This is a genomic window from Pedomonas sp. (genome assembly GCF_036515995.1).
In the GTDB taxonomy this organism is placed as follows: Bacteria; Pseudomonadota; Alphaproteobacteria; order Sphingomonadales; family Sphingomonadaceae; genus Pedomonas.
Genome location: NZ_DATBUP010000092.1, coordinates 14313 through 32180, shown reverse-complemented (window position 1 = coordinate 32180; position 17868 = coordinate 14313). Strand labels below are relative to the sequence as shown.

General features: G+C 62.8%; 15 protein-coding genes and 1 pseudogene. 8 read left to right on the top strand and 8 right to left on the bottom strand.

Annotated features, from left to right (window positions below):
* The 4 genes from VIG90_RS07330 to VIG90_RS07315 all read left to right on the top strand — a co-directional run.
* Positions 1-998 (top strand): cytochrome b (locus tag VIG90_RS07330; protein WP_331592839.1); only part of this gene is annotated, 998 nt, incomplete at its 5' end.
* A gap of 14 nt (positions 999-1012) precedes the next feature.
* Positions 1013-1828: a cytochrome c1 gene (locus VIG90_RS07325; RefSeq protein WP_331592838.1), complete on the top strand. Its 816-nt coding sequence runs from the start codon at positions 1013-1015 to the stop codon at positions 1826-1828.
* 172 nt (positions 1829-2000) lie between these two features.
* A complete protein-coding gene (gene mtnP, locus VIG90_RS07320) occupies positions 2001-2894 on the top strand; it encodes an S-methyl-5'-thioadenosine phosphorylase (protein WP_331592837.1) in 894 nt (297 codons plus the stop codon).
* Entirely contained in the window at positions 2891-3433 is a 543-nt protein-coding gene (locus VIG90_RS07315; protein WP_331592836.1) for an adenine phosphoribosyltransferase, read from the top strand. The genes mtnP and VIG90_RS07315 overlap by 4 nt, the downstream gene beginning before the upstream one ends.
* A 65-nt stretch (positions 3434-3498) precedes the next feature.
* Here VIG90_RS07315 and VIG90_RS07310 read toward each other — a convergent pair whose 3' ends face one another.
* The 4 genes and pseudogenes from VIG90_RS07310 to rplY form a co-directional block, all read right to left on the bottom strand.
* A complete protein-coding gene (locus tag VIG90_RS07310) occupies positions 3499-3945 on the bottom strand; it encodes a MaoC family dehydratase (RefSeq protein WP_331592835.1) in 447 nt (148 codons plus the stop codon).
* Between the two features lie 9 nt (positions 3946-3954).
* A complete protein-coding gene (gene ychF, locus VIG90_RS07305) occupies positions 3955-5052 on the bottom strand; it encodes a redox-regulated ATPase YchF (protein WP_331592834.1) in 1098 nt (365 codons plus the stop codon).
* 287 nt (positions 5053-5339) lie between these two features.
* Positions 5340-5900 (bottom strand): annotated as a pseudogene (gene pth, locus VIG90_RS07300) (aminoacyl-tRNA hydrolase); the annotation flags it as partial.
* Positions 5901-6059: 159 nt separating this feature from the next.
* The gene (rplY, locus tag VIG90_RS07295; protein ID WP_331592833.1) at positions 6060-6413 is read right to left on the bottom strand and encodes a 50S ribosomal protein L25; all 354 of its coding nucleotides are present in this window, start codon (positions 6411-6413) and stop codon (positions 6060-6062) included.
* Between the two features lie 261 nt (positions 6414-6674).
* Between rplY and VIG90_RS07290 the strand changes: the two genes are divergently transcribed.
* The 4 genes from VIG90_RS07290 (at position 6675) to VIG90_RS07275 (ending at position 13338) form a co-directional block, all read left to right on the top strand.
* Complete coding sequence (locus tag VIG90_RS07290; protein ID WP_331592832.1) at positions 6675-7574, top strand: glycine--tRNA ligase subunit alpha; 900 nt, start codon at positions 6675-6677, stop codon at positions 7572-7574.
* A complete protein-coding gene (gene glyS, locus VIG90_RS07285; RefSeq protein WP_331592831.1) occupies positions 7574-9655 on the top strand; it encodes a glycine--tRNA ligase subunit beta in 2082 nt (693 codons plus the stop codon). The genes VIG90_RS07290 and glyS overlap by 1 nt, the downstream gene beginning before the upstream one ends.
* Positions 9656-9807: 152 nt before the next feature.
* A complete protein-coding gene (gene ppdK, locus VIG90_RS07280; protein WP_331592830.1) occupies positions 9808-12471 on the top strand; it encodes a pyruvate, phosphate dikinase in 2664 nt (887 codons plus the stop codon).
* A gap of 303 nt (positions 12472-12774) precedes the next feature.
* Positions 12775-13338 (top strand): ferritin family protein, encoded by a 564-nt coding sequence (locus VIG90_RS07275; protein WP_331592829.1) that lies wholly within the window; start codon positions 12775-12777, stop codon positions 13336-13338.
* Between the two features lie 128 nt (positions 13339-13466).
* On the opposite strand, the gene uvrC is transcribed toward VIG90_RS07275, so the two are convergent.
* From uvrC to VIG90_RS07255, 4 genes are all read right to left on the bottom strand, one after another.
* Positions 13467-15392, bottom strand: coding sequence for an excinuclease ABC subunit UvrC (gene uvrC, locus VIG90_RS07270; protein ID WP_331592828.1), 1926 nt, complete (start codon positions 15390-15392; stop codon positions 13467-13469).
* Positions 15393-15743: 351 nt separating this feature from the next.
* Positions 15744-16154, bottom strand: a complete 411-nt coding sequence (locus tag VIG90_RS07265) for a dihydroneopterin aldolase (RefSeq protein WP_331592827.1) — start codon at positions 16152-16154, stop codon at positions 15744-15746.
* Between the two features lie 5 nt (positions 16155-16159).
* Entirely contained in the window at positions 16160-16921 is a 762-nt protein-coding gene (locus tag VIG90_RS07260) for an SDR family oxidoreductase (protein WP_331592826.1), read from the bottom strand.
* Positions 16918-17715 (bottom strand): hypothetical protein, encoded by a 798-nt coding sequence (locus tag VIG90_RS07255; protein ID WP_331592825.1) that lies wholly within the window; start codon positions 17713-17715, stop codon positions 16918-16920. Before VIG90_RS07255 ends, VIG90_RS07260 begins: the two co-directional genes overlap by 4 nt.
* Positions 17716-17868 lie beyond the last annotated feature (153 nt).

Here is a 17868-nt window from a genome sequence, read left to right as displayed (position 1 = left end):
GGCTGATCCGCTACATGCACGCCAACGGCGCTTCGTTCTTCTTCATTGTGGTTTACGTCCACATCTTCCGCGGCCTCTACTACGGTTCCTACAAGGCACCGCGTGAGTTGCTCTGGATTCTGGGCGTCGTGATCTTCCTGCTGATGATGGCAACCGCCTTCATGGGCTACGTGCTGCCGTGGGGTCAGATGTCCTTCTGGGGCGCACAGGTGATCACCGGTCTGTTCACCGCGCTTCCGCTGGTGGGCGAGCCGATCCAGACCCTGCTGCTGGGCGCTCCGTTCGTGGGCAACCCGGCGCTGAACAAGTTCTTCTCGCTGCACTACCTGCTGCCGTTCGTGATCGCCGGTGTCGTTATCCTGCACATCTGGGCGCTGCACATTCCGGGTTCCAACAACCCGCTGGGCATTGACGTGAAGGGTCCGCAGGACACCGTTCCGTTCCACCCGTACTACACGGTGAAGGATCTGGTCGGCGTCGTCGTTGCCCTGCTGGTGTTCTCGGCTTTCGTGTTCTTCCTGCCGAACGCTCTGGGCCACCCGGACAACTACATTCCGGCCAACCCGCTGGCGACTCCGGCGCACATCGTTCCGGAATGGTACTTCTGGCCGTTCTACGCAATTCTGCGCGCCTTCACGGTCGACTTCTTCGGCATCCCGGCCAAGCTCTGGGGCGTGCTGGCCATGTTCGCCTCGATCCTGCTGCTGCTCTTCCTGCCGTGGCTCGACTCGTCGCGTGTCCGCTCGGCCCGCTTCCGTCCGACCTACAAGTACCTGTTCTGGTTCCTGGTCGCCGACGTGCTGATCCTGGGCTACTGCGGTGCTGCACCGGCCGAAGAACCGTTCGTCCGCATCAGCCAGCTGGCTTCGGCCTACTACTTCATCCACTTCCTGATCCTCGTGCCGCTGGTTGCGCGTATTGAAACGCCGAAGCCGCTGCCGCGCAGCATTGCGGATCCAGTTCTGCCGGGCGCAACCGTCGCCCAGCCGGCCGAGTAAGGGGGGCCTGCGTAATGATCCGTTTCGTTTCCTACGGTGTGGGCGCGATCTTCTCGCTCGCCCTCCTGGTTGGCGCTTTCTCGCCGCGTGATCCGGTCCAGCCGGACCCGATCAAGGCGCTGGAAAAGCACCCCAAGGAAGTGTCCTTCGCGCATGAAGGCATCTTCGGTAAGTATGATCGGGCGCAGCTGCAGCGCGGCTTCCAGGTTTACAAGGAAGTCTGCGCCGCCTGCCACGGCCTGAACCTGGTGGCTTTCCGCACGCTGGAAGACCTTGGCTACAATGAGGCCGAGATCAAGGCGATCGCCAAGGCCTACGAAGTTCCGGCCATCGACGAGAAGACCGGCGAGGCATCGACCCGCGCCGCTCTTCCGTCCGACAAGTTCCCGAGCCCGTATGCCAACGACGTGGCGGCCTCGGCTGCCAACGGCGGCAAGATCCCGCCCGATCTGTCGCTGATCGTGAAGGCCCGTCCGGGCCACGAAGCCTTCATCTACTCGGTCCTGACCGGGTATGAGCAGGCTCCGGCCGGTTTTGAACTGCCGGAAGGCGGTTACTTCAACCCGTACTTCCACGGCGCTGTGATCGGCATGCCGAAGCCGCTGTCGGACGATCAGGTGACCTATGCCGACGGCACCAAGGCCACTGAAGATCAGATGGCCAAGGACGTGACCGCGTTCCTGGCCTGGGCAGCCGAGCCGAAGCTTGAGAACCGCAAGCGCATGGGCGTTGGCGTCGTTGCCTTCCTTTCGGTGCTGCTGGTTCTGAGCATCATCAGCTACAAGAAGGTCTGGGCCGGCGTTAAGGGTCCGAAGCCGCACGACAGCTAAGACCGACGTCAGACTCACCTGACAACAAGGCAAAGGCCGGGGCATTGCTCCGGCCTTTCGCTTTTCGGGAAACACAGATTGTCGCTCAGGCCCGTTTGGCCTTGCCCGCAGGCCGCCATCTGGTGTCCTTACCCATCAACAGGAATACGACATCCAACCGAATAGGCGGCACATGACAGTGACGAATCAGGCCGGGCGTCTGGGGATCATCGGTGGCAGTGGTCTCTACCGCATGTCAGCGCTGGAAGGCGCGCACTGGCAGGCGGTCGAGACGCCGTGGGGCGCACCCTCCGACGAACTGCTGGTCGGCAGCATCGCAGGCCGGGATGTGGTCTTCCTGCCCCGCCATGGACGCAATCACGGCATCGCGCCGAACGAGCTCAATCATCGTGCCAACATCGCGGCGATGAAGATGCTGGGCGTCACCGAGATTTTGTCGCTCTCGGCCTGCGGTTCGTTCCAAGAGCATCTGCCGCCCGGCACCTTTGTGGTTGCGGACCAGTTTATTGACCGCACACAGGGCCGTACGCGCAGCTTCTTCGGCGAGGGTGTGGTGGCCCATGTCTCTATGGCCGAGCCGCTGTGCGGGCGTCTGGGGGACATTGCGGCGGAAGCCTGCGAGGCGCTTGGCATTCTGCGTCAAAAAGGCGGCACCTACATCTGCATCGAGGGGCCGCAGTTCTCGACCCGGGCCGAGAGCCATCTCTATCGCAGTTGGGGCGCAGACGTGATTGGTATGACCAATCTGCCGGAAGCTTACCTCGCCCGGGAAGCCGAGATCTGCTACCAGAGCGTCGCCATGGTGACGGACTTCGACTGCTGGCATGAGGACCATGCCGCCGTCGAGGTGTCTGACATCGTCAAGGTGCTGGGTGAGAACAGCCGACTTGCGCAAAAGCTTGTGGTTGAGGTTGCCGCTCGTCTTCCGCGTCGGTCAGGTTCCTGCGATTCAGGCTGTGATACGGCCCTGGAGCATGCGGTTCTGACACCTGCCAGTGCCTGGCCAGCGGAAGCGCGCGAACGGCTGGCGTGTATTGCCGGACGTATCATTGGAGTTGAAAAATGACGGGGTCGAACGAAGACCTGAAGCGGCTGGTCCGCACCATCCCCGATTACCCGAAGGCGGGTGTGCTGTTTCGGGATATAACGCCGTTGCTGGGCGATGCGTTCGGCTTCCGGGAAAGCGTGCTGCGTCTAGCGGATATGCTGCGCGGGGTGGGTGCTCAGAAAGTGGCAGGCATCGAAGCTCGCGGGTTTATCCTTGGCGGTGCTGTCGCGGCGGAGCTGGGGCTGGGGTTCGTTCCGGTGCGCAAGAAAGGCAAGCTGCCTTACGATACCGTCGGGCTCGACTATGAGCTGGAATACGGTTCTGACCGGGTGGAAATCCATGTGGACGCATTCGGACCGGGAGAGCGGGTGATCCTGATCGACGATCTGATCGCAACCGGCGGCACGGCCCTGGCGGCCGTGAACCTGTTCCGCACCGTCGGCGTGGACGTGGCGGCTGCCGCATGTGTCGTCGATCTGCCGGAACTGGGCGGCAACGCGCGGCTGGTGAACGCTGACGTGCCCGTTTTCACCTTGATGGACTTTCCCGGCGCCTGAGCTGGAGGACCGTTGTGGCGGCAGAGGCGCTATACCTCTACCGCTCGAGACACGCCAGCGTGTGCTCAGGCTGGGCTCTGCTGGAAGAAAACGGTGGAGATCATTGTCATGACCGGAGTGCCTGCGGCATCCACCGTCTTCTGGTCGAAGGTCACGATGCCGTAGCCGGGGCGGCTGCCTGAAGCGCGCGCCCCGACGATTTTCACACGCATGCCCAGAATATCTCCGGGTACCACCGGGCGCAGCCAGCGAATCTGCTCGACGCCCGGGGAGCCTTCCCCGGAACTGCCGTTCTCTCGAATCCAGTCCACCAGCATGCGCATGGACATGGCGCAGGTATGCCAGCCGCTGGCGCAGAGAACGCCGAACATCGAGTGTCGGGCGGCGGCAGGGTCGGTGTGAAAGGGCTGAGGATCGTACTTCTGGGCGAATTCAATGATCTCTTCGGCCGTCACTTCGTAACGGCCGAAGTTCACTTCGGACCCGACACTGAAATCCTCAAAATACCGCAAGCAGAGTCCTCACGTATTGAAGCGGAACAACATGATGTCGCCATCCTGAACGACATAGTCCTTCCCTTCAAGGCGCATGCGACCAGCTTCCTTGGCCCCCACTTCGCCGCCGAACTTGACGTAGTCATCAAACGAGGTGGTCTCGGCGCGGATGAAGCCGCGCTCGAAGTCGGTGTGGATGACGCCGGCGGCTTCCGGAGCCTTTGCGCCCTTGCGGACGGTCCAGGCGCGGGCTTCCTTCGGGCCGACGGTGAAGAACGTGATAAGGTCGAGCAGGCCGTAACCAGCGCGGATGACGCGGGCCAGACCGGTTTCCTCAAGGCCGAGGTCAGACAGGAATGCCGGGCGGTCCTCCGGATCCATCTGCGAGATTTCCGCCTCGATGGCGGCGGAGATGACGACCGAGTACGCACCTTCGGCGGCAGCCTTCTCGGCGACGCGCTGCGAATAGGCGTTGCCGGTGGCGGCTGCACTTTCATCGACGTTGCAAACGTACAGCACCGGCTTGGAGGTCAGCAGCTGCGCCTGCTTGAAGACGCGGGCTTCTTCCTCGTCCTTCGGCTTGAACAGGCGGGCGGGCTTGCCGTCGCGCAGCAGGTCCAGCACCGGCGTGAACACCGCTTCCTGAACCTTGGCTTCCTTGTCACCGCCCTTGGCCTTCTTGGAGATGGCGACGAGGCGGCGCTCAAGGCTATCGAGATCCGAGAGCATGAGTTCGGTTTCGACCGTCTCGGCATCAGCGATCGGATCGACGCGGCCCTCGACGTGGGTGACGTCGCCCTCGAAGCAGCGCAGCACGTGGATGATAGCGTCCACTTCCCGGATGTTGCCGAGGAACTGGTTGCCCAGGCCTTCGCCCTTGGAGGCACCGCGCACCAGGCCGGCGATGTCAACGAACGCCAGCTGAGTCTCGATGATGCGCTGCGACTTGGCCAGCGCGGCGATCTCGTTGAGGCGCTTGTCCGGCACCGGCACCTGGCCGACGTTCGGCTCGATGGTGCAGAAGGGATAGTTTGCAGACGCTGCCGCGGCGGTTTCGGTCAGCGCATTGAACAGGGTGGACTTGCCGACGTTGGGCAGTCCGACGATGCCGCATTGAAAACCCATGGTGTTCCTTGTCTCGCAACTGGTTCCGGGGCGCTTCGGCAGAAGCGGCCGCCGGGAGGATCTATTCGGGAGGGGTATTAGCGCTTCTTGCTGAATTTGTCGAAGAGCGACTGAAGCGTCGGCACGGTGCGCGTCGCGTTGCTGGGCGCTTCCTTCACTCCCGCAGGGCGAGGGGAGGCGGAGAGAACCCGGGTGACGGGTTCAGCTGAAGCTGCCACCTTTGAAATTGCAGTCGCGCCGGGCTCTGCGCCTTCTGCCGCCTTCTCCTTCTTCGGACGGGGCGGGGTCAGGCGCTGGGAGACGGATGACGCGAAGCGAGCATCGTTCCCCTTGGCCAGCCAGCCGGCTTCCTTCGCCACCGCATCGAGAAAGGCGTCGAGCCAGGTCTGGTCGGCCTTGGTGAAGTCACCCAGCACCCAGCCGTGCACCCGCTCCTTCGAGCCCGGGTGCCCGATGCCGAGCCGGGCCCGGCGGTAATGCGGACCCAGATGGGAATCGATGGAGCGCAGACCGTTGTGGCCGGCAGCACCGCCGCCCACCTTCATCTTCAGCTTGCCGGGCGCGACATCCAGCTCGTCATGAAAGACCAGCAGGGCCTCCAGCGGCAGCTTGTAGAAGCGCAGGGCCTCGGCAACGGAGTCGCCGGAGAGATTCATGTAGGTCTGCGGCTTCAACAGCAGCACTTTCACGCCGTTGATGGTGCCTTCCGCCGTCAGCCCCTTGAAGCGGCTGCGCCACGGGCCGAAGCCGTATTCCTGCGCGATCCGGTCCACGGCCATGAAGCCGATGTTGTGGCGGTTGCCTTCGTACTGGCTGCCGGGATTGCCCAGACCGACAAAGAGCTGCATGGCGATGCCCTCGAGACTCGTGATCAGGCAGCGGCGCGAACAGAAGCGGGCCGCCGTGTGTCTTCAGTGTTCCTACATGCAAAAAGGGCGCAGGATCAAATCCCGCGCCCTTGTCGCTGGTCCGTCTTCAGACGGCGAGGCGAAACGCCTCAGCCTGTCTTACTCGGCGTCCTCAGCTTCGACCTCGACCTCGTCCTCGGCTTCGAACTCGAAGTCGGCCGGAACGCGGAGGAAGTCCACGTGCAGCGGACGGTCGGTCACCGGGTGGAACTGCACGTCGCGCGCAATGGTGCGCTCAACCTTGCCGTCCACTTCGATCTCGATGATCGAGTCAAAGTAGGTGCCCTTGTTCAGGGCCTTCCACAGCTCGTTTTCCTCGATGAGGATCAGGGTCGGCTCGGTCTTCATGCCGTAGATCACGGCCGGAGCCTGACCATTCTTGCGGGCAGCCCGGGCCACTCCCTTGCCGGCACCGGTGCGAAGCTCGGCTTTCACGGAAAGCACGTTGCTCATGTGTATCTCCAATCAGAACAGGGGCGGACCTCCAGGGATGTTCCGCCCGGCTAGCGAAGGCGCGATGTCTAGCGAAATGGGGGTAAAAAGGCAAGACCGGGGGAGGGTGCGCGCCGGGCTCATGCAAAGGGACTGTGGCGCGCCCGCCATGGCAGAGAGGCGGTGTGACGCAGAGCCGTTCATACGCCATACATATCCTTGACCCCCAACAGGCCCACCGTTAGGGTCCGCCGTCCGTTCAACAGCGGGGTAAGCGGCGCAGTGGCCGACGTTAAGAAGCCATCGTTTCAGGATCTCATTCTCACCTTGCAGCGCTACTGGGCGCAGCAGGGCTGCGTTGTTCTGCAGCCTTATGACGTGGAAATGGGAGCAGGCACCTTTCATCCGGCAACCACGTTGCGGTCCCTGGGGCCCGAGCCGTGGAAGGCCGCCTATGTTCAGCCGTCCCGCCGTCCGACCGACGGCCGCTACGGTGAGAACCCCAACCGCCTGCAGCACTACTATCAGTTTCAGGTCATCCTGAAGCCGAGCCCCGAGAACATCGTTGATCTCTACCTTGGCTCGCTCAAGGAGATCGGCATCGATCTGGCGCTGCATGACATCCGCTTCGTCGAGGACGACTGGGAAAGCCCGACTCTGGGCGCCTGGGGCCTCGGCTGGGAAGTGTGGTGCGACGGCATGGAAGTCACCCAGTTCACCTACTTCCAGCAGGTGGGCGGGTTCGATTGCAAGCCGGTGGCCGGTGAGATCACCTACGGTCTCGAGCGCCTCGCCATGTACATTCAGGGCGTGGACAACGTTTACGACCTGGACTTCAACGGTCAGGGCGTGACGTACGGCGACGTGTTCCTGCCCAGCGAGAAGCAGTTCTCGGCCTACAACTTCGAGCATGCCAACACCGAAATCCTGTTCCGCCAGTTCAAGGAGGCGCAGGAGCAGTGCAAGGCGCTGCTGGAGGCGAAACTGCCGCTGCCCGCCTATGACTTCGCCATCAAGGCGAGCCATTTGTTCAACCTTCTCAATGCACGTGGCGTCATTTCCGTCGCCGAGCGTCAGGCCTACATCGGCCGCGTTCGCGAGCTGGCCAAGGGCTGCTGCGAGGGTTGGATCGACGTGAACGCGGACCGCTGGGCCCGTGATTTCGGGTGGAGTGCCGCCTGATGTCTGAACTGTTGCTTGAGCTTCAATCCGACGAGATCCCGGCGCGCATGCAGTCGCGCGCCGCTGAGGATCTGGCCCGCCTGCTGGGCGAGGGTCTGAAGGCGCAGGGTCTGGCGACGGACTCCGTCGAGACCTTCGTGACGCCCCGCCGCCTTGCCGTGGCCGTTGCCGGCCTGCCCAAGGCACAGCCGGACATCGAGGAGGAGCGCCGTGGCCCGCGAGTCGATGCACCTGCGCAGGCAATCGAGGGCTTCCTGAAGTCCACCGGCCTGACCCGCGAGCAGCTGGAAGAGCGCACCGAGGGCAAGGGTACCTTCCTGTTCGCCAAGATTTCCCGCAAGGGGCGGCCGACGGTCGAGGTTCTGCCGGAGATCATTACCGGCGTCATTCGCGGTTTCCCGTGGCCAAAGTCCATGCGCTGGGGCGAGCCTTCGGGCTCCACCGATTCCCTGCGCTGGGTACGCCCGCTGCAGTCCATCCTCTGCCTGTTCGATGGGCAGGTAGTGCCGGTGGAAGTGGAGAACGTGCGCAGCGGGAACATCACCCGCGGCCACCGCTTCATGGGCCCGTCTCCGTTCCCGGTGAACAACACCGAAGAGTACCGGACCAAGCTGCGCATCAGCAAGGTTGTGCTCGATCTGGCCGAGCGCCAGCGCATCATCGATGCGGGTGCACGCAAGCTGGCAGACGCCGCTGGTGTGGAACTGGTGGAAGATCCCGGCCTGCTGGCCGAGAATGCGGGGCTGACCGAATGGCCGGTGCCGCTGATGGGCCAGTTCGACGAGAGCTTCCTGCAGGTTCCGCCTGAGGTCATTCAGCTGACCATGCGGGCCAACCAGAAGTATTTTGCGCTGCGCAATGCCGAGACTGGCAAGCTCGCCAACCGCTTCATCTGCGTTGCCAACGTGGAAGCGGCGGACGGTGGCAAGGCCATCGTGGCCGGTAACGAGCGCGTGCTGGCCGCCCGTCTGTCCGACGCCAAGTTCTTCTACGAGACGGACCTCAAGGCCCGTCTTGAGGATCGGCTGCCCAAGCTGGGCGAGATCGTGTTCCACGAGAAGCTGGGCACTCTGGCTGCCAAGGTGGAGCGGGTGGCGAAGCTGGCGCGTGCGCTGGCCCAGTACATTCCCAACTGCGAGGCCGATCTGGCTGAGCGCGCCGCGCGTCTGGCCAAGGCCGATCTCGTGACCGGCATGGTGGGCGAGTTCCCTGAACTGCAGGGCGTGATGGGCGGCTACTATGCCGAAGCCCAGGGCGAACCCGCAGCCGTTGCACAGGCCATCCGCGAGCATTACAGCCCGGTCGGCCCGAACGACAGCTGCCCGACCGCGCCGGTGTCCATTGCCGTTGCGCTGGCGGACAAGATCGACACGCTTGTCGGCTTCTTTGCGATCAACGAGAAGCCGACCGGCTCGAAGGACCCCTATGCGCTGCGTCGCGCTGCACTGGGCGTCATTCGCCTGATCCTCGAGAATGGCCTGCGTCTGCCGCTGTTGCCTGTTCTGGATGAGGCCCGCGCCGCGCTTGCCGTCAAGGGCGGCGAAGACGGTCTTGGCTCCGTTCTGCTCGACTTCTTTGCGGACCGCCTGAAGGTTCAGCAGCGCGAAGCGGGCGTTCGGCACGATCTGATCGACGCCGTGTTCAGCCTTGGCGGCGAGGACGATCTGGTGCGCCTGCTGGCGCGCGTGACCGCCCTTGCAAGCCTGCTCGACAGCGAGGACGGCGCGAACCTGCTGGCCGGCTACCGCCGTGCTGCCAACATCCTGCGCATCGAGGAAAAGAAGGACAGCAGTCGCTACGACGGCGCTGTCGATGCCGGCCTGTTCACGCAAGGCGAGGAAAAGGCGCTGTACGAAGCGCTGTCTGGCGCGCGTGGCGAGGTGGACGGCCTCATCAAGGTCGAAGACTTCAGCGGGGCGATGTCTGCCATGGCCCGCCTGCGGCCGCTGGTCGACTCGTTCTTTGATCACGTCACGGTGAACGCGGATGACCCCGCCGTGAGAGCCAACCGGCTCAATCTGCTCAACGAACTGCGCGCCGCCGTCCATACGGTTGCGGACTTCGCGCGGATCGAAGGTTAACGCGGAACGGAATCAGGGTTCAAAAGAGGCGGCTTCGGCCGCCTCTTGCACAACTGCCGGGTTGACTTTTCCGGGTTCACCGGCATTTCAATGCGCGTAACTTCGCTGCGTTGCAGCAAAGTTGCAATTGCGCGATCGGAGGCAGCAAGATCATGACCAAGTGGGTGTACAGTTTTGGCGCCGGAGTGGCTGAAGGCAATGCGGGCCAGAAGACGCTTCTGGGCGGCAAGGGCGCGAACCTCGCCGAGATGGCGTCCATCGGCCTGCCGGTTCCGCCGGGCCTGACCATCACGACTGAGGTCTGCACCTACTATTACGACCACAACGAGTCGTACCCGCCCGAGCTGAAGGCTCAGGTGGAAGAGGCGCTTGCCAAGATCGAAACTGCCGTCGGCGCAAAGTTCGGCGACCGTGAGAACCCGCTGCTGGTCTCCGTGCGCTCCGGTGCGCGCGTTTCCATGCCGGGCATGATGGACACCGTTCTCAACCTCGGCCTGAATGACGAAACCGTTGAGGGTCTGGCCCGCAACAGCGGCAACCCGCGCTTCGCCTGGGACAGCTACCGCCGGTTCGTCCAGATGTACTCGGACGTGGTGCTCGGCCTCGAGCACTACCTGTTCGAGGAACAGCTGGAAATCCTGAAGGAAGAGAAGGGGGTCAGCCTCGACACCGATCTGGATGCGGATGACTGGAAGGCGCTAGTCGGCACCTACAAGGGGCTGGTGGAAAAGCAGCTGGGCCGTCCGTTCCCGCAGGACGTGGGTGACCAGCTGTGGGGCGCCATCGGCGCCGTGTTCGGCTCCTGGCAGGCCGAGCGCGCCAAGGTTTACCGCCGTCTGAACGATATTCCGGAAGACTGGGGCACTGCCGTCAACGTGCAGGCCATGGTGTTCGGCAACATGGGCGAAGACTCGGCCACCGGCGTTGCCTTCACCCGCGACCCGTCGACCGGCGAGAATGCCTACTACGGCGAATACCTCATCAACGCCCAGGGCGAGGACGTGGTTGCCGGTATCCGTACCCCGCAGTACCTGACCAAGACTGCCCGTGAGAATGCAGGGGCCACCGCGCCGTCGATGGAAGAATCGATGCCGGAGACCTATCAGCAGCTCGCCAACGTGTTCTCGATCCTCGAGAAGCACTACCGCGACATGCAGGACATCGAGTTCACGGTGCAGCGCAACAAGCTGTGGATGTTGCAGACCCGTTCGGGCAAGCGCACTGCCAAGGCCGCGCTGAAGATCGCTGTGGACATGGCCAGCGAAGGCCTGATCACGCAGGAGGAAGCCATCCTGCGCGTCGATCCGCAGGCGCTGGACCAGCTGCTGCACCCGACGCTGGATCCCAAGGCTCCGCGCGATGTGCTGACCAAGGGCCTGCCCGCCTCTCCGGGCGCGGCATCGGGCATTGTCGTGTTCACCGCGGACGAGGCCGAGCGCCTGTCCAACGCGGGCAAGGACGTGATTCTGGTTCGCATCGAGACCAGCCCGGAAGACATCCACGGAATGCACGCTGCTCGCGGCATCCTGACCAGCCGTGGCGGCATGACCAGCCACGCGGCCGTGGTGGCGCGCGGCATGGGTCGTCCGTGCGTGTCCGGCGCGGGCACTCTCGCCATCGACATGAAGGCGCAGGTGATGCGCTGCAACGGCCGTGAGGTGAAGGCGGGCGACGTCATCACCATCGACGGCGCGACCGGCGAGGTCATGATCGGCGCCGTGCCGACCATTCAGCCGGAGCTGGCCGGTGATTTCGCCATCCTGATGGAGTGGGCGGATGCTGACCGCCGCCTGAAGGTGCGCGCCAACGCCGAGACGCCGCTGGACTGCCGCACCGCCCGTGATTTCGGTGCGGAAGGCGTCGGCCTGTGCCGTACGGAGCATATGTTCTTTGATGCTGACCGCATCGTCTCCGTGCGTCAGATGATTCTGGCAGAGGACGAGGCCGGTCGCCGCGCCGCCCTGGCAAAGCTGCTGCCGGTACAGCGCGAGGACTTCGTGCAGATCTTCACCATCATGGCCGGCCTGCCGGTCACGATTCGCCTGCTCGACCCGCCGCTGCACGAATTCCTGCCGCACAAGGAGGAAGAGTTCGCGGAAGTGGCTCAGCAGGCAGGGGTTTCAGTGGATTCGCTGCGTCGCCGCGCCAACGAGCTGCACGAATTCAACCCGATGCTGGGCCACCGCGGCTGCCGCCTCGGCGTAACCTTCCCGGAAATCTACGAGATGCAGGCCCGCGCCATTTTCGAGGCTGCCGTTCAGGTGGCCAAGAGCTCGGGCGAAACTGTGGTTCCGGAAGTGATGATTCCGCTGGTTGCCACGCCCAAGGAACTGGCGCTGATGAAGAAGGTGGTGGAAGACGCCGCCGCCGCTGTGTTCGCCGAGACCGGCACCACGCTGGACTACATGGTCGGCACCATGATCGAGCTGCCGCGCGCTGCCCTGCGTGCAGGCGAGATCGCCGAGCATGCAGCCTTCTTCTCGTTCGGCACCAACGATCTGACGCAGACTGCGCTCGGCATCTCTCGTGACGACGCGGGCCGTTTCCTCGGCGCTTACGTGGACAAGGGCATCTACGCCAAGGATCCGTTCGTCTCCATCGACGTGGAGGGCGTGGGCGAGCTGGTGCAGATCGCAGCCGAGCGTGGCCGCAAGACCCGCAGCAACATCAAGCTCGGCATCTGCGGTGAGCATGGCGGCGATCCGGCGTCCATCCGCTTCTGTGAAAGCGTTGGCCTCGACTACGTGTCGTGCTCGCCGTACCGCGTGCCTATCGCCCGTCTGGCCGCTGCACAGGCAGCGCTGGCGAAGAAGTAAGGCGGAGCTTCAAGGTAGGGTCTCAAGAGGGTATCCAGCCCTCTTTGCCCCCTTAACGTTCAGGGCCGCGTCCTCTTCCGAGGGCGCGGCCCTTCTCTTTTCAAGATTGTTGCAGGAATAATTCTAATTTTCTTTTTAAAGCGTAGTTTGTAGTTGGAGGAACTATAATAAAAGGCATCAGTTTCACTGGAATGAGTAAGTGGCATAATAATTGCAATAAATATAATATGGTCTGATTTTGCTTGGTAATAAAGGCCAAGGCAGGTTCGTCACCCGTTAAAGCTTAAGGTGTTGGAGGGTGTGATGAGCGTTAAGCGTCGTAATTATGTGTTGCTTGGCTTGGTTGCTGTAGCAGTTCTTGGGCCGACCAGCTCGGTGCTCGCTGAAACCGGTGCCAATCGGTTTGTGCTGGTGCAGAACGACCTGGAAGATTCAATGAAGCGCGAGGCTCTTGATGCGGCCAGGTATACGCTCTTCGCGCGCCAGGCGCGCGAGCGTGGTAATCAGGATCTCGCCGCCGTTTTCGAGCGCGTTGCCAACACAGAGCAGACAGCCCATCTCCAGAGGCTGGCCTCTCTTGCCGGTGGAGAAGTCACAATAACCCCGGCGGAGCAGGACGCTGAACTGGCGAAACTGCCGAACCAGTCGGATGAGGCAAACCTGCGTAGTGCCATGACCAACGAGAGGTTTCAGGCGAACACGATGCGCTCTGACATGGTCAACCGCGCGCTGAAGTACGGTGACATCGAGGCGGCGCAAACGTTCCTGAACGTTGGAGAAGGTGAGATCAAAAACCTTCTCGAATTCCGATCTGCCCTGAAGCAGTTGAAGAGAAGCCAGCCGCAGAGCACCACTGCCGGGTCATGACTGCCCAAGGCGAGGGTTCTGGCATTCCGGTTGAACAGCGGGCCGCACCTGTGAGCATCTTGAGGAAGATAAGATAATTGCCTCAATGTCTTGGTGGGGCCCGCTCAAGCTGGATTGCGGGTAAAGCGTCAGCGCATCGGGTGGAAGTGCTCGTAGATGGCCAGCGCCATGGCGCTGGAGATGCCGTCTACCTTGGCAAGATCGTTTACGCCCGCCCTTGCCACGGCCTGTGCCGTGCCGAAGTGGAGCAGTAGTGCGCGCTTGCGGCCAGGACCGATGCCGGGAATGTCGTCGAGCGGGCTCCGGGTCATGTCCTTTGCGCGCTTTTGACGATGGCTGCCGATGGCGAAGCGGTGGGCTTCGTCGCGCAAGCGCTGGATGAAGAACAGGGCTGGGCTGTTTGGCTCCAGCATCATCTCGCGGCCGCCGGGCAGGTGGAACACCTCGCGTCCGGCATTGCGGTCCGGCCCCTTGGCCACGCCCACCATGGGCATGTCTTCAATGCCCAGATCCTCAAGCACCGCCAGCGCTGCGTTCAACTGGCCCTTGCCGCCGTCAATGAACACAAGGTCCGGCCAGTCGCCCTTGGCCCGGTCCGGATCCTCCTCTTGCAGGCGAGCGAAGCGGCGGGTGAGCATCTCTCGCATCATGCCGAAGTCATCGCCCGGCTTCAGTTCGGTCGAGCGGAAGTTGAACTTGCGGTAGGCATTCTTGCGGAACCCTTCAGGTCCGGCCACGATCATGCCGCCCACGGCGTTGGTGCCCTGAATGTGGCTGTTGTCGTATACCTCCACCCGCTGGGGCGGACCCTCCAGATCGAACACCTCCGCCAGCATGGCCAGATGCTTGGCCTGCGTGGTGGATTCGATCATGCGGCGATCAAGTGCATCGCTGGCGTTGCGGGACGCCAGTTCGACCAGCTGGGCCAGCTTGCCCCGGCGCGGCATTTCCAGCGAGACGCGATGCCCGGCGCGGGTGGACAGCGCTTCGGTGAGCAGGTCCATTTCCGGAAGCTGGCGGTCGAGCAGGATGCGTCGCGGAGGCAGCTTGTCTTCGTAAAACTGTGAAAGAAAAGCGAAAACCACGTCATCCAGCGTCTCGGTCTTGTCATGGCGCGGGAACAGGGCGCGGTTGCCCCAGTTCTGCCCTCCCCGGATGAAGAAGATCTGGATACAGGTAACGCCGCCCTTCTGTGACGCAGCGACCACGTCGGCATCGCCCGCGCTTTCGGCGTTAATGCCCTGTTCCTGCTGGATGTAGCTGAGCGCCCGCAGACGGTCACGGAAGACGGCAGCGTGCTCGAAGTCCAGATTGGCCGCTGCTTCCTCCATCTGCGTGGCGAGACGCTTCTGGACGTCCTGACTGCGCCCGGAGAGGAAGGCTTTCGCGTCCCGGACCAGTCCGGCATAGCTCTCGCCATCGATGCGCTCGGCACAGGGGGCCGAGCAGCGCTTGATCTGGTACAGCAGGCAGGGGCGCGAGCGGTTGGCGAAGAAGCTGTCGGTGCAGGAACGCAGCAGGAACACCTTCTGCAAGGTGTTCAAGGTGCGGTTTACCGCGCCTGCAGAAGCGAACGGGCCGTAGTAGTTGGCCTTGCCCTTGGCGCGCGCCCCGCGATGCTTGCTGATCTGGGCGAAGGCATGATCTTCACGCAGCACGATGAAGGGGAAGCTTTTGTCGTCCCGCAGCAGCACGTTGAACGGCGAGCGGTAATGCTTGATGAGGTTGGCTTCCAGCAGCAGCGCCTCGGCCTCGGTGTGGGTGGTTACCACCATCATCGAGCGGGTCTGCGACACCATGCGCTGAAGCCGGACTGGCAGGCGGTTCACCTGCGTGTAGCTGGTGACGCGCTGCTTCAGGCTCTTGGCCTTGCCCACGTACAGCACATCTCCCCGCGCATCGATCATACGGTAGACGCCGGGCCGGGTGGGCAGGGTTTTCACCACTTCGCGGATGACCGAGACGCCCTTCTCAAGGTCAGGCGCGTCGCCGCCCTGCACGGTGAAAATGGCCTGGGCTTCCGAGAAGCGGTCGGTGGGGGAGGAGTTACTCATGCACGCCAATATAAGCAGCTTGGACCTTTTGCCCTAGTCATCACCGTGATCTGGACGGGAACGAATCGAGTTTGCTGCCACGCCTCGATTTGAAGCTGTGAACTTATCCACGTGGCCTGTGGATAAGTTTGTGGGCATGCCGTTGGCATGTTGCCCAAACCCGCAGAACTCTGCCATTCCCTGCTAGTTGCCCGTTTTTTGTGCATATTGATTAAGTTGTTGAAAGAAAACGATACTTTTCATGTCAACAATGTTGCACCTGCTGAGCGAACACTGAGAATGGCAGAATTTCCCTGATACACGGCGGCTTTGCGGGGATGTGTAAAACTTCTCTTTACACATCCATGACGATCAGATGTTGCGGGTACGCGTGATCTCCACGCCTACGGCTTCGGTTCCCTCCACAGCATCAAGTTTTTCTACCCGCACCGTAACGGTCAGGGCCTGTGGGTAGCCGAGCGTGAATGCCGCGATTTCATCGGCAATGGTTTCGACCAGGTTGATGTGCCGGCTGGCAAGGATGCGGCGCATGCCGTCTGCCAGCTCGGCATAGCAGAGCACGTTGCCGATCTCGTCGTGGTGGGGACGGCTGGCATCCGTCATCACGTCGAGATTGAGGCGCACGCGCTGGGTGCGGCCCTTCTCCGAATCCAGAACGCCGAGTTCTGCGTCCACCACCAGATCGCGCACGAAGACACGCCGGGTGGTGTTGACGGAGTGGGACGAGACATCGCCCGTCAGGGGGGTAGGGCTACTCGTCATTGTTATTAAGCTCCAGTAAGGTCAGGGGTGGCCCAGGCGAGATGCTGGCCGCAGTCGACGGCAATCATCTGGCCGGTAATGGCGTGAGAACCGAGCAGGAAGAGGACAGCGTCCGCGACCTCTTCCGGGTTGACCGACCGTTCGAGCAGGATGCGGGAGGCTTCCTGTTCGAAATGTTCGGCCGTCTGGTGAATGCTTTGCAGAACCGGGCCGGGGCCGACACCGTTGACCCGGATCCGTGGCGCTAACGCCTGTGCCAAGGTTTGGGTCAGTGTCCACAGTCCGGTCTTGCTGACCGTATAGCTGGTGAAGTCCGGATTGAGGCGCCAGACCCGCTGATCGATCAGATTGACGATCGCGCCCTTCTGTCCGTCCGGCAAGTGCCGGGCGAATGCCTGCGACAGCCGGAACGGGGCCCACAGGTTGATGCCGAAATTCCGGTCCCAGCTTTCACGAGTAACCGTATCCCACTGATCGTGCTCGAAAATAGAGGCGTTGTTGACCAGCGCTGTGAGGGGGCCGATGGCCTCTGACGCCTTCTCAACCAGCGTGGAGACGTCTGCATCATTGGCGAGGTCAGCCTGCACCGGGACAGCAAAGCCGCCCGCCGCAAGGATAACCTCGACGGTCTCCTCCGCCGCGCGGGCGGAGGAGTTGTAATGAACCGCAACGCGCCATCCGGCCCGAGCCAGCGTCAGGGCAATGACATGGCCGATTCGCTGGGCGGCGCCGGTTACGAGAACGGACTGCACTGCATCATTGCTCACTGGCACGGCCCTACGGTCTCGCGCAGGTACCTGTAATCGGCCTGGACGGCGTCCAGATCGCCAATGGCGGCGGCGGTTGCCAGCACCTGCTCCGGCAGTGCATCGGGAAGGCCGCAGGCAAGGAAGTACCCGGTCAGGGAGTTGCGCTCCAGCGGGCGCGCATCGTCCGGCGTGTCCGGCAAGGCCACGCGGATCGTGCGAGGGCCTGATCCTTCAGGCACGCTGACGGTCATCATGCCCTTGCTTGCCGTATCGAGCAGGAAGTGGGTCCCGAAGGTTTCGTCAGTTGCCCGCTGCAGTCGGGTTGCGTCCACAACGCCGGTGATCCGGTGGCCAAAGCCAGCCTGCCGAATCGGGTCTGCGGCAACGCTGCGCACCATGGTGACGGCCTCGCCGGGATTACGGATCTGGGCGTTCTGGGCCGCCAGCTGGTAGGTGCGGTCATTGCCGGGGATGGCGCGGAGGAACAGCAGCACACTCTCGCCCTTCAGCTTCGGCCGCTTGCCGTAAACCGCCTCGGGGGCATCCCACACGTAGGTGATCTCACCGGGGACGGCGCGGGGGGCGAGCAGCACGCTCGTCACCGTGACGGTCATGAGGTAACGGTTGAAGCCCTCTGGCGTGGACAGGGCTTCCCGCCCGGACAGGCGGTCAATCTTGCGGACCGTTCCGGTGAGCACGACTTCCGAACTCAGCGTCAGATTGGCGACCAGGGGGTAGCTGACCTGTGAAGAGCCTGCCGCCTGCGCCGATTCAGCCTGTGCCGAGGCGGAGCCGGGCAGGGCCAGACCCATGCTAACAGCCACCAGAAGGGCATTTGCGAGGGTAAGGCGAGATGATTTCTGTCGCTTGAAATGAACGTTTGGTCGCATCGACAACATAACTTCCCTTCTACTTCGGATTGGGGCCCCAAATGAGCATATTGCCTTGTACGGTCCGGTTGCCCT

Bases quoted from the DNA above. Each gene is read 5' to 3' on its own strand.
- VIG90_RS07325 (WP_331592838.1), top strand. From the start codon at position 1,013: ATGATCCGTTTCGTTTCCTACGGTGTGGGCGCGATCTTCTCGCTCGCC.
- mtnP (WP_331592837.1), top strand. From the start codon at position 2,001: ATGACAGTGACGAATCAGGCCGGGCGTCTGGGGATCATCGGTGGCAGT.
- VIG90_RS07315 (WP_331592836.1), top strand. From the start codon at position 2,891: ATGACGGGGTCGAACGAAGACCTGAAGCGGCTGGTCCGCACCATCCCC.
- ychF (WP_331592834.1), bottom strand. From the start codon at position 5,052: ATGGGTTTTCAATGCGGCATCGTCGGACTGCCCAACGTCGGCAAGTCC.
- rplY (WP_331592833.1), bottom strand. From the start codon at position 6,413: ATGAGCAACGTGCTTTCCGTGAAAGCCGAGCTTCGCACCGGTGCCGGC.
- glyS (WP_331592831.1), top strand. From the start codon at position 7,574: ATGTCTGAACTGTTGCTTGAGCTTCAATCCGACGAGATCCCGGCGCGC.
- ppdK (WP_331592830.1), top strand. From the start codon at position 9,808: ATGACCAAGTGGGTGTACAGTTTTGGCGCCGGAGTGGCTGAAGGCAAT.
- VIG90_RS07275 (WP_331592829.1), top strand. From the start codon at position 12,775: ATGAGCGTTAAGCGTCGTAATTATGTGTTGCTTGGCTTGGTTGCTGTA.
- uvrC (WP_331592828.1), bottom strand. From the start codon at position 15,392: ATGAGTAACTCCTCCCCCACCGACCGCTTCTCGGAAGCCCAGGCCATT.
- VIG90_RS07265 (WP_331592827.1), bottom strand. From the start codon at position 16,154: ATGACGAGTAGCCCTACCCCCCTGACGGGCGATGTCTCGTCCCACTCC.
- VIG90_RS07255 (WP_331592825.1), bottom strand. From the start codon at position 17,715: ATGGGTCTGGCCCTGCCCGGCTCCGCCTCGGCACAGGCTGAATCGGCG.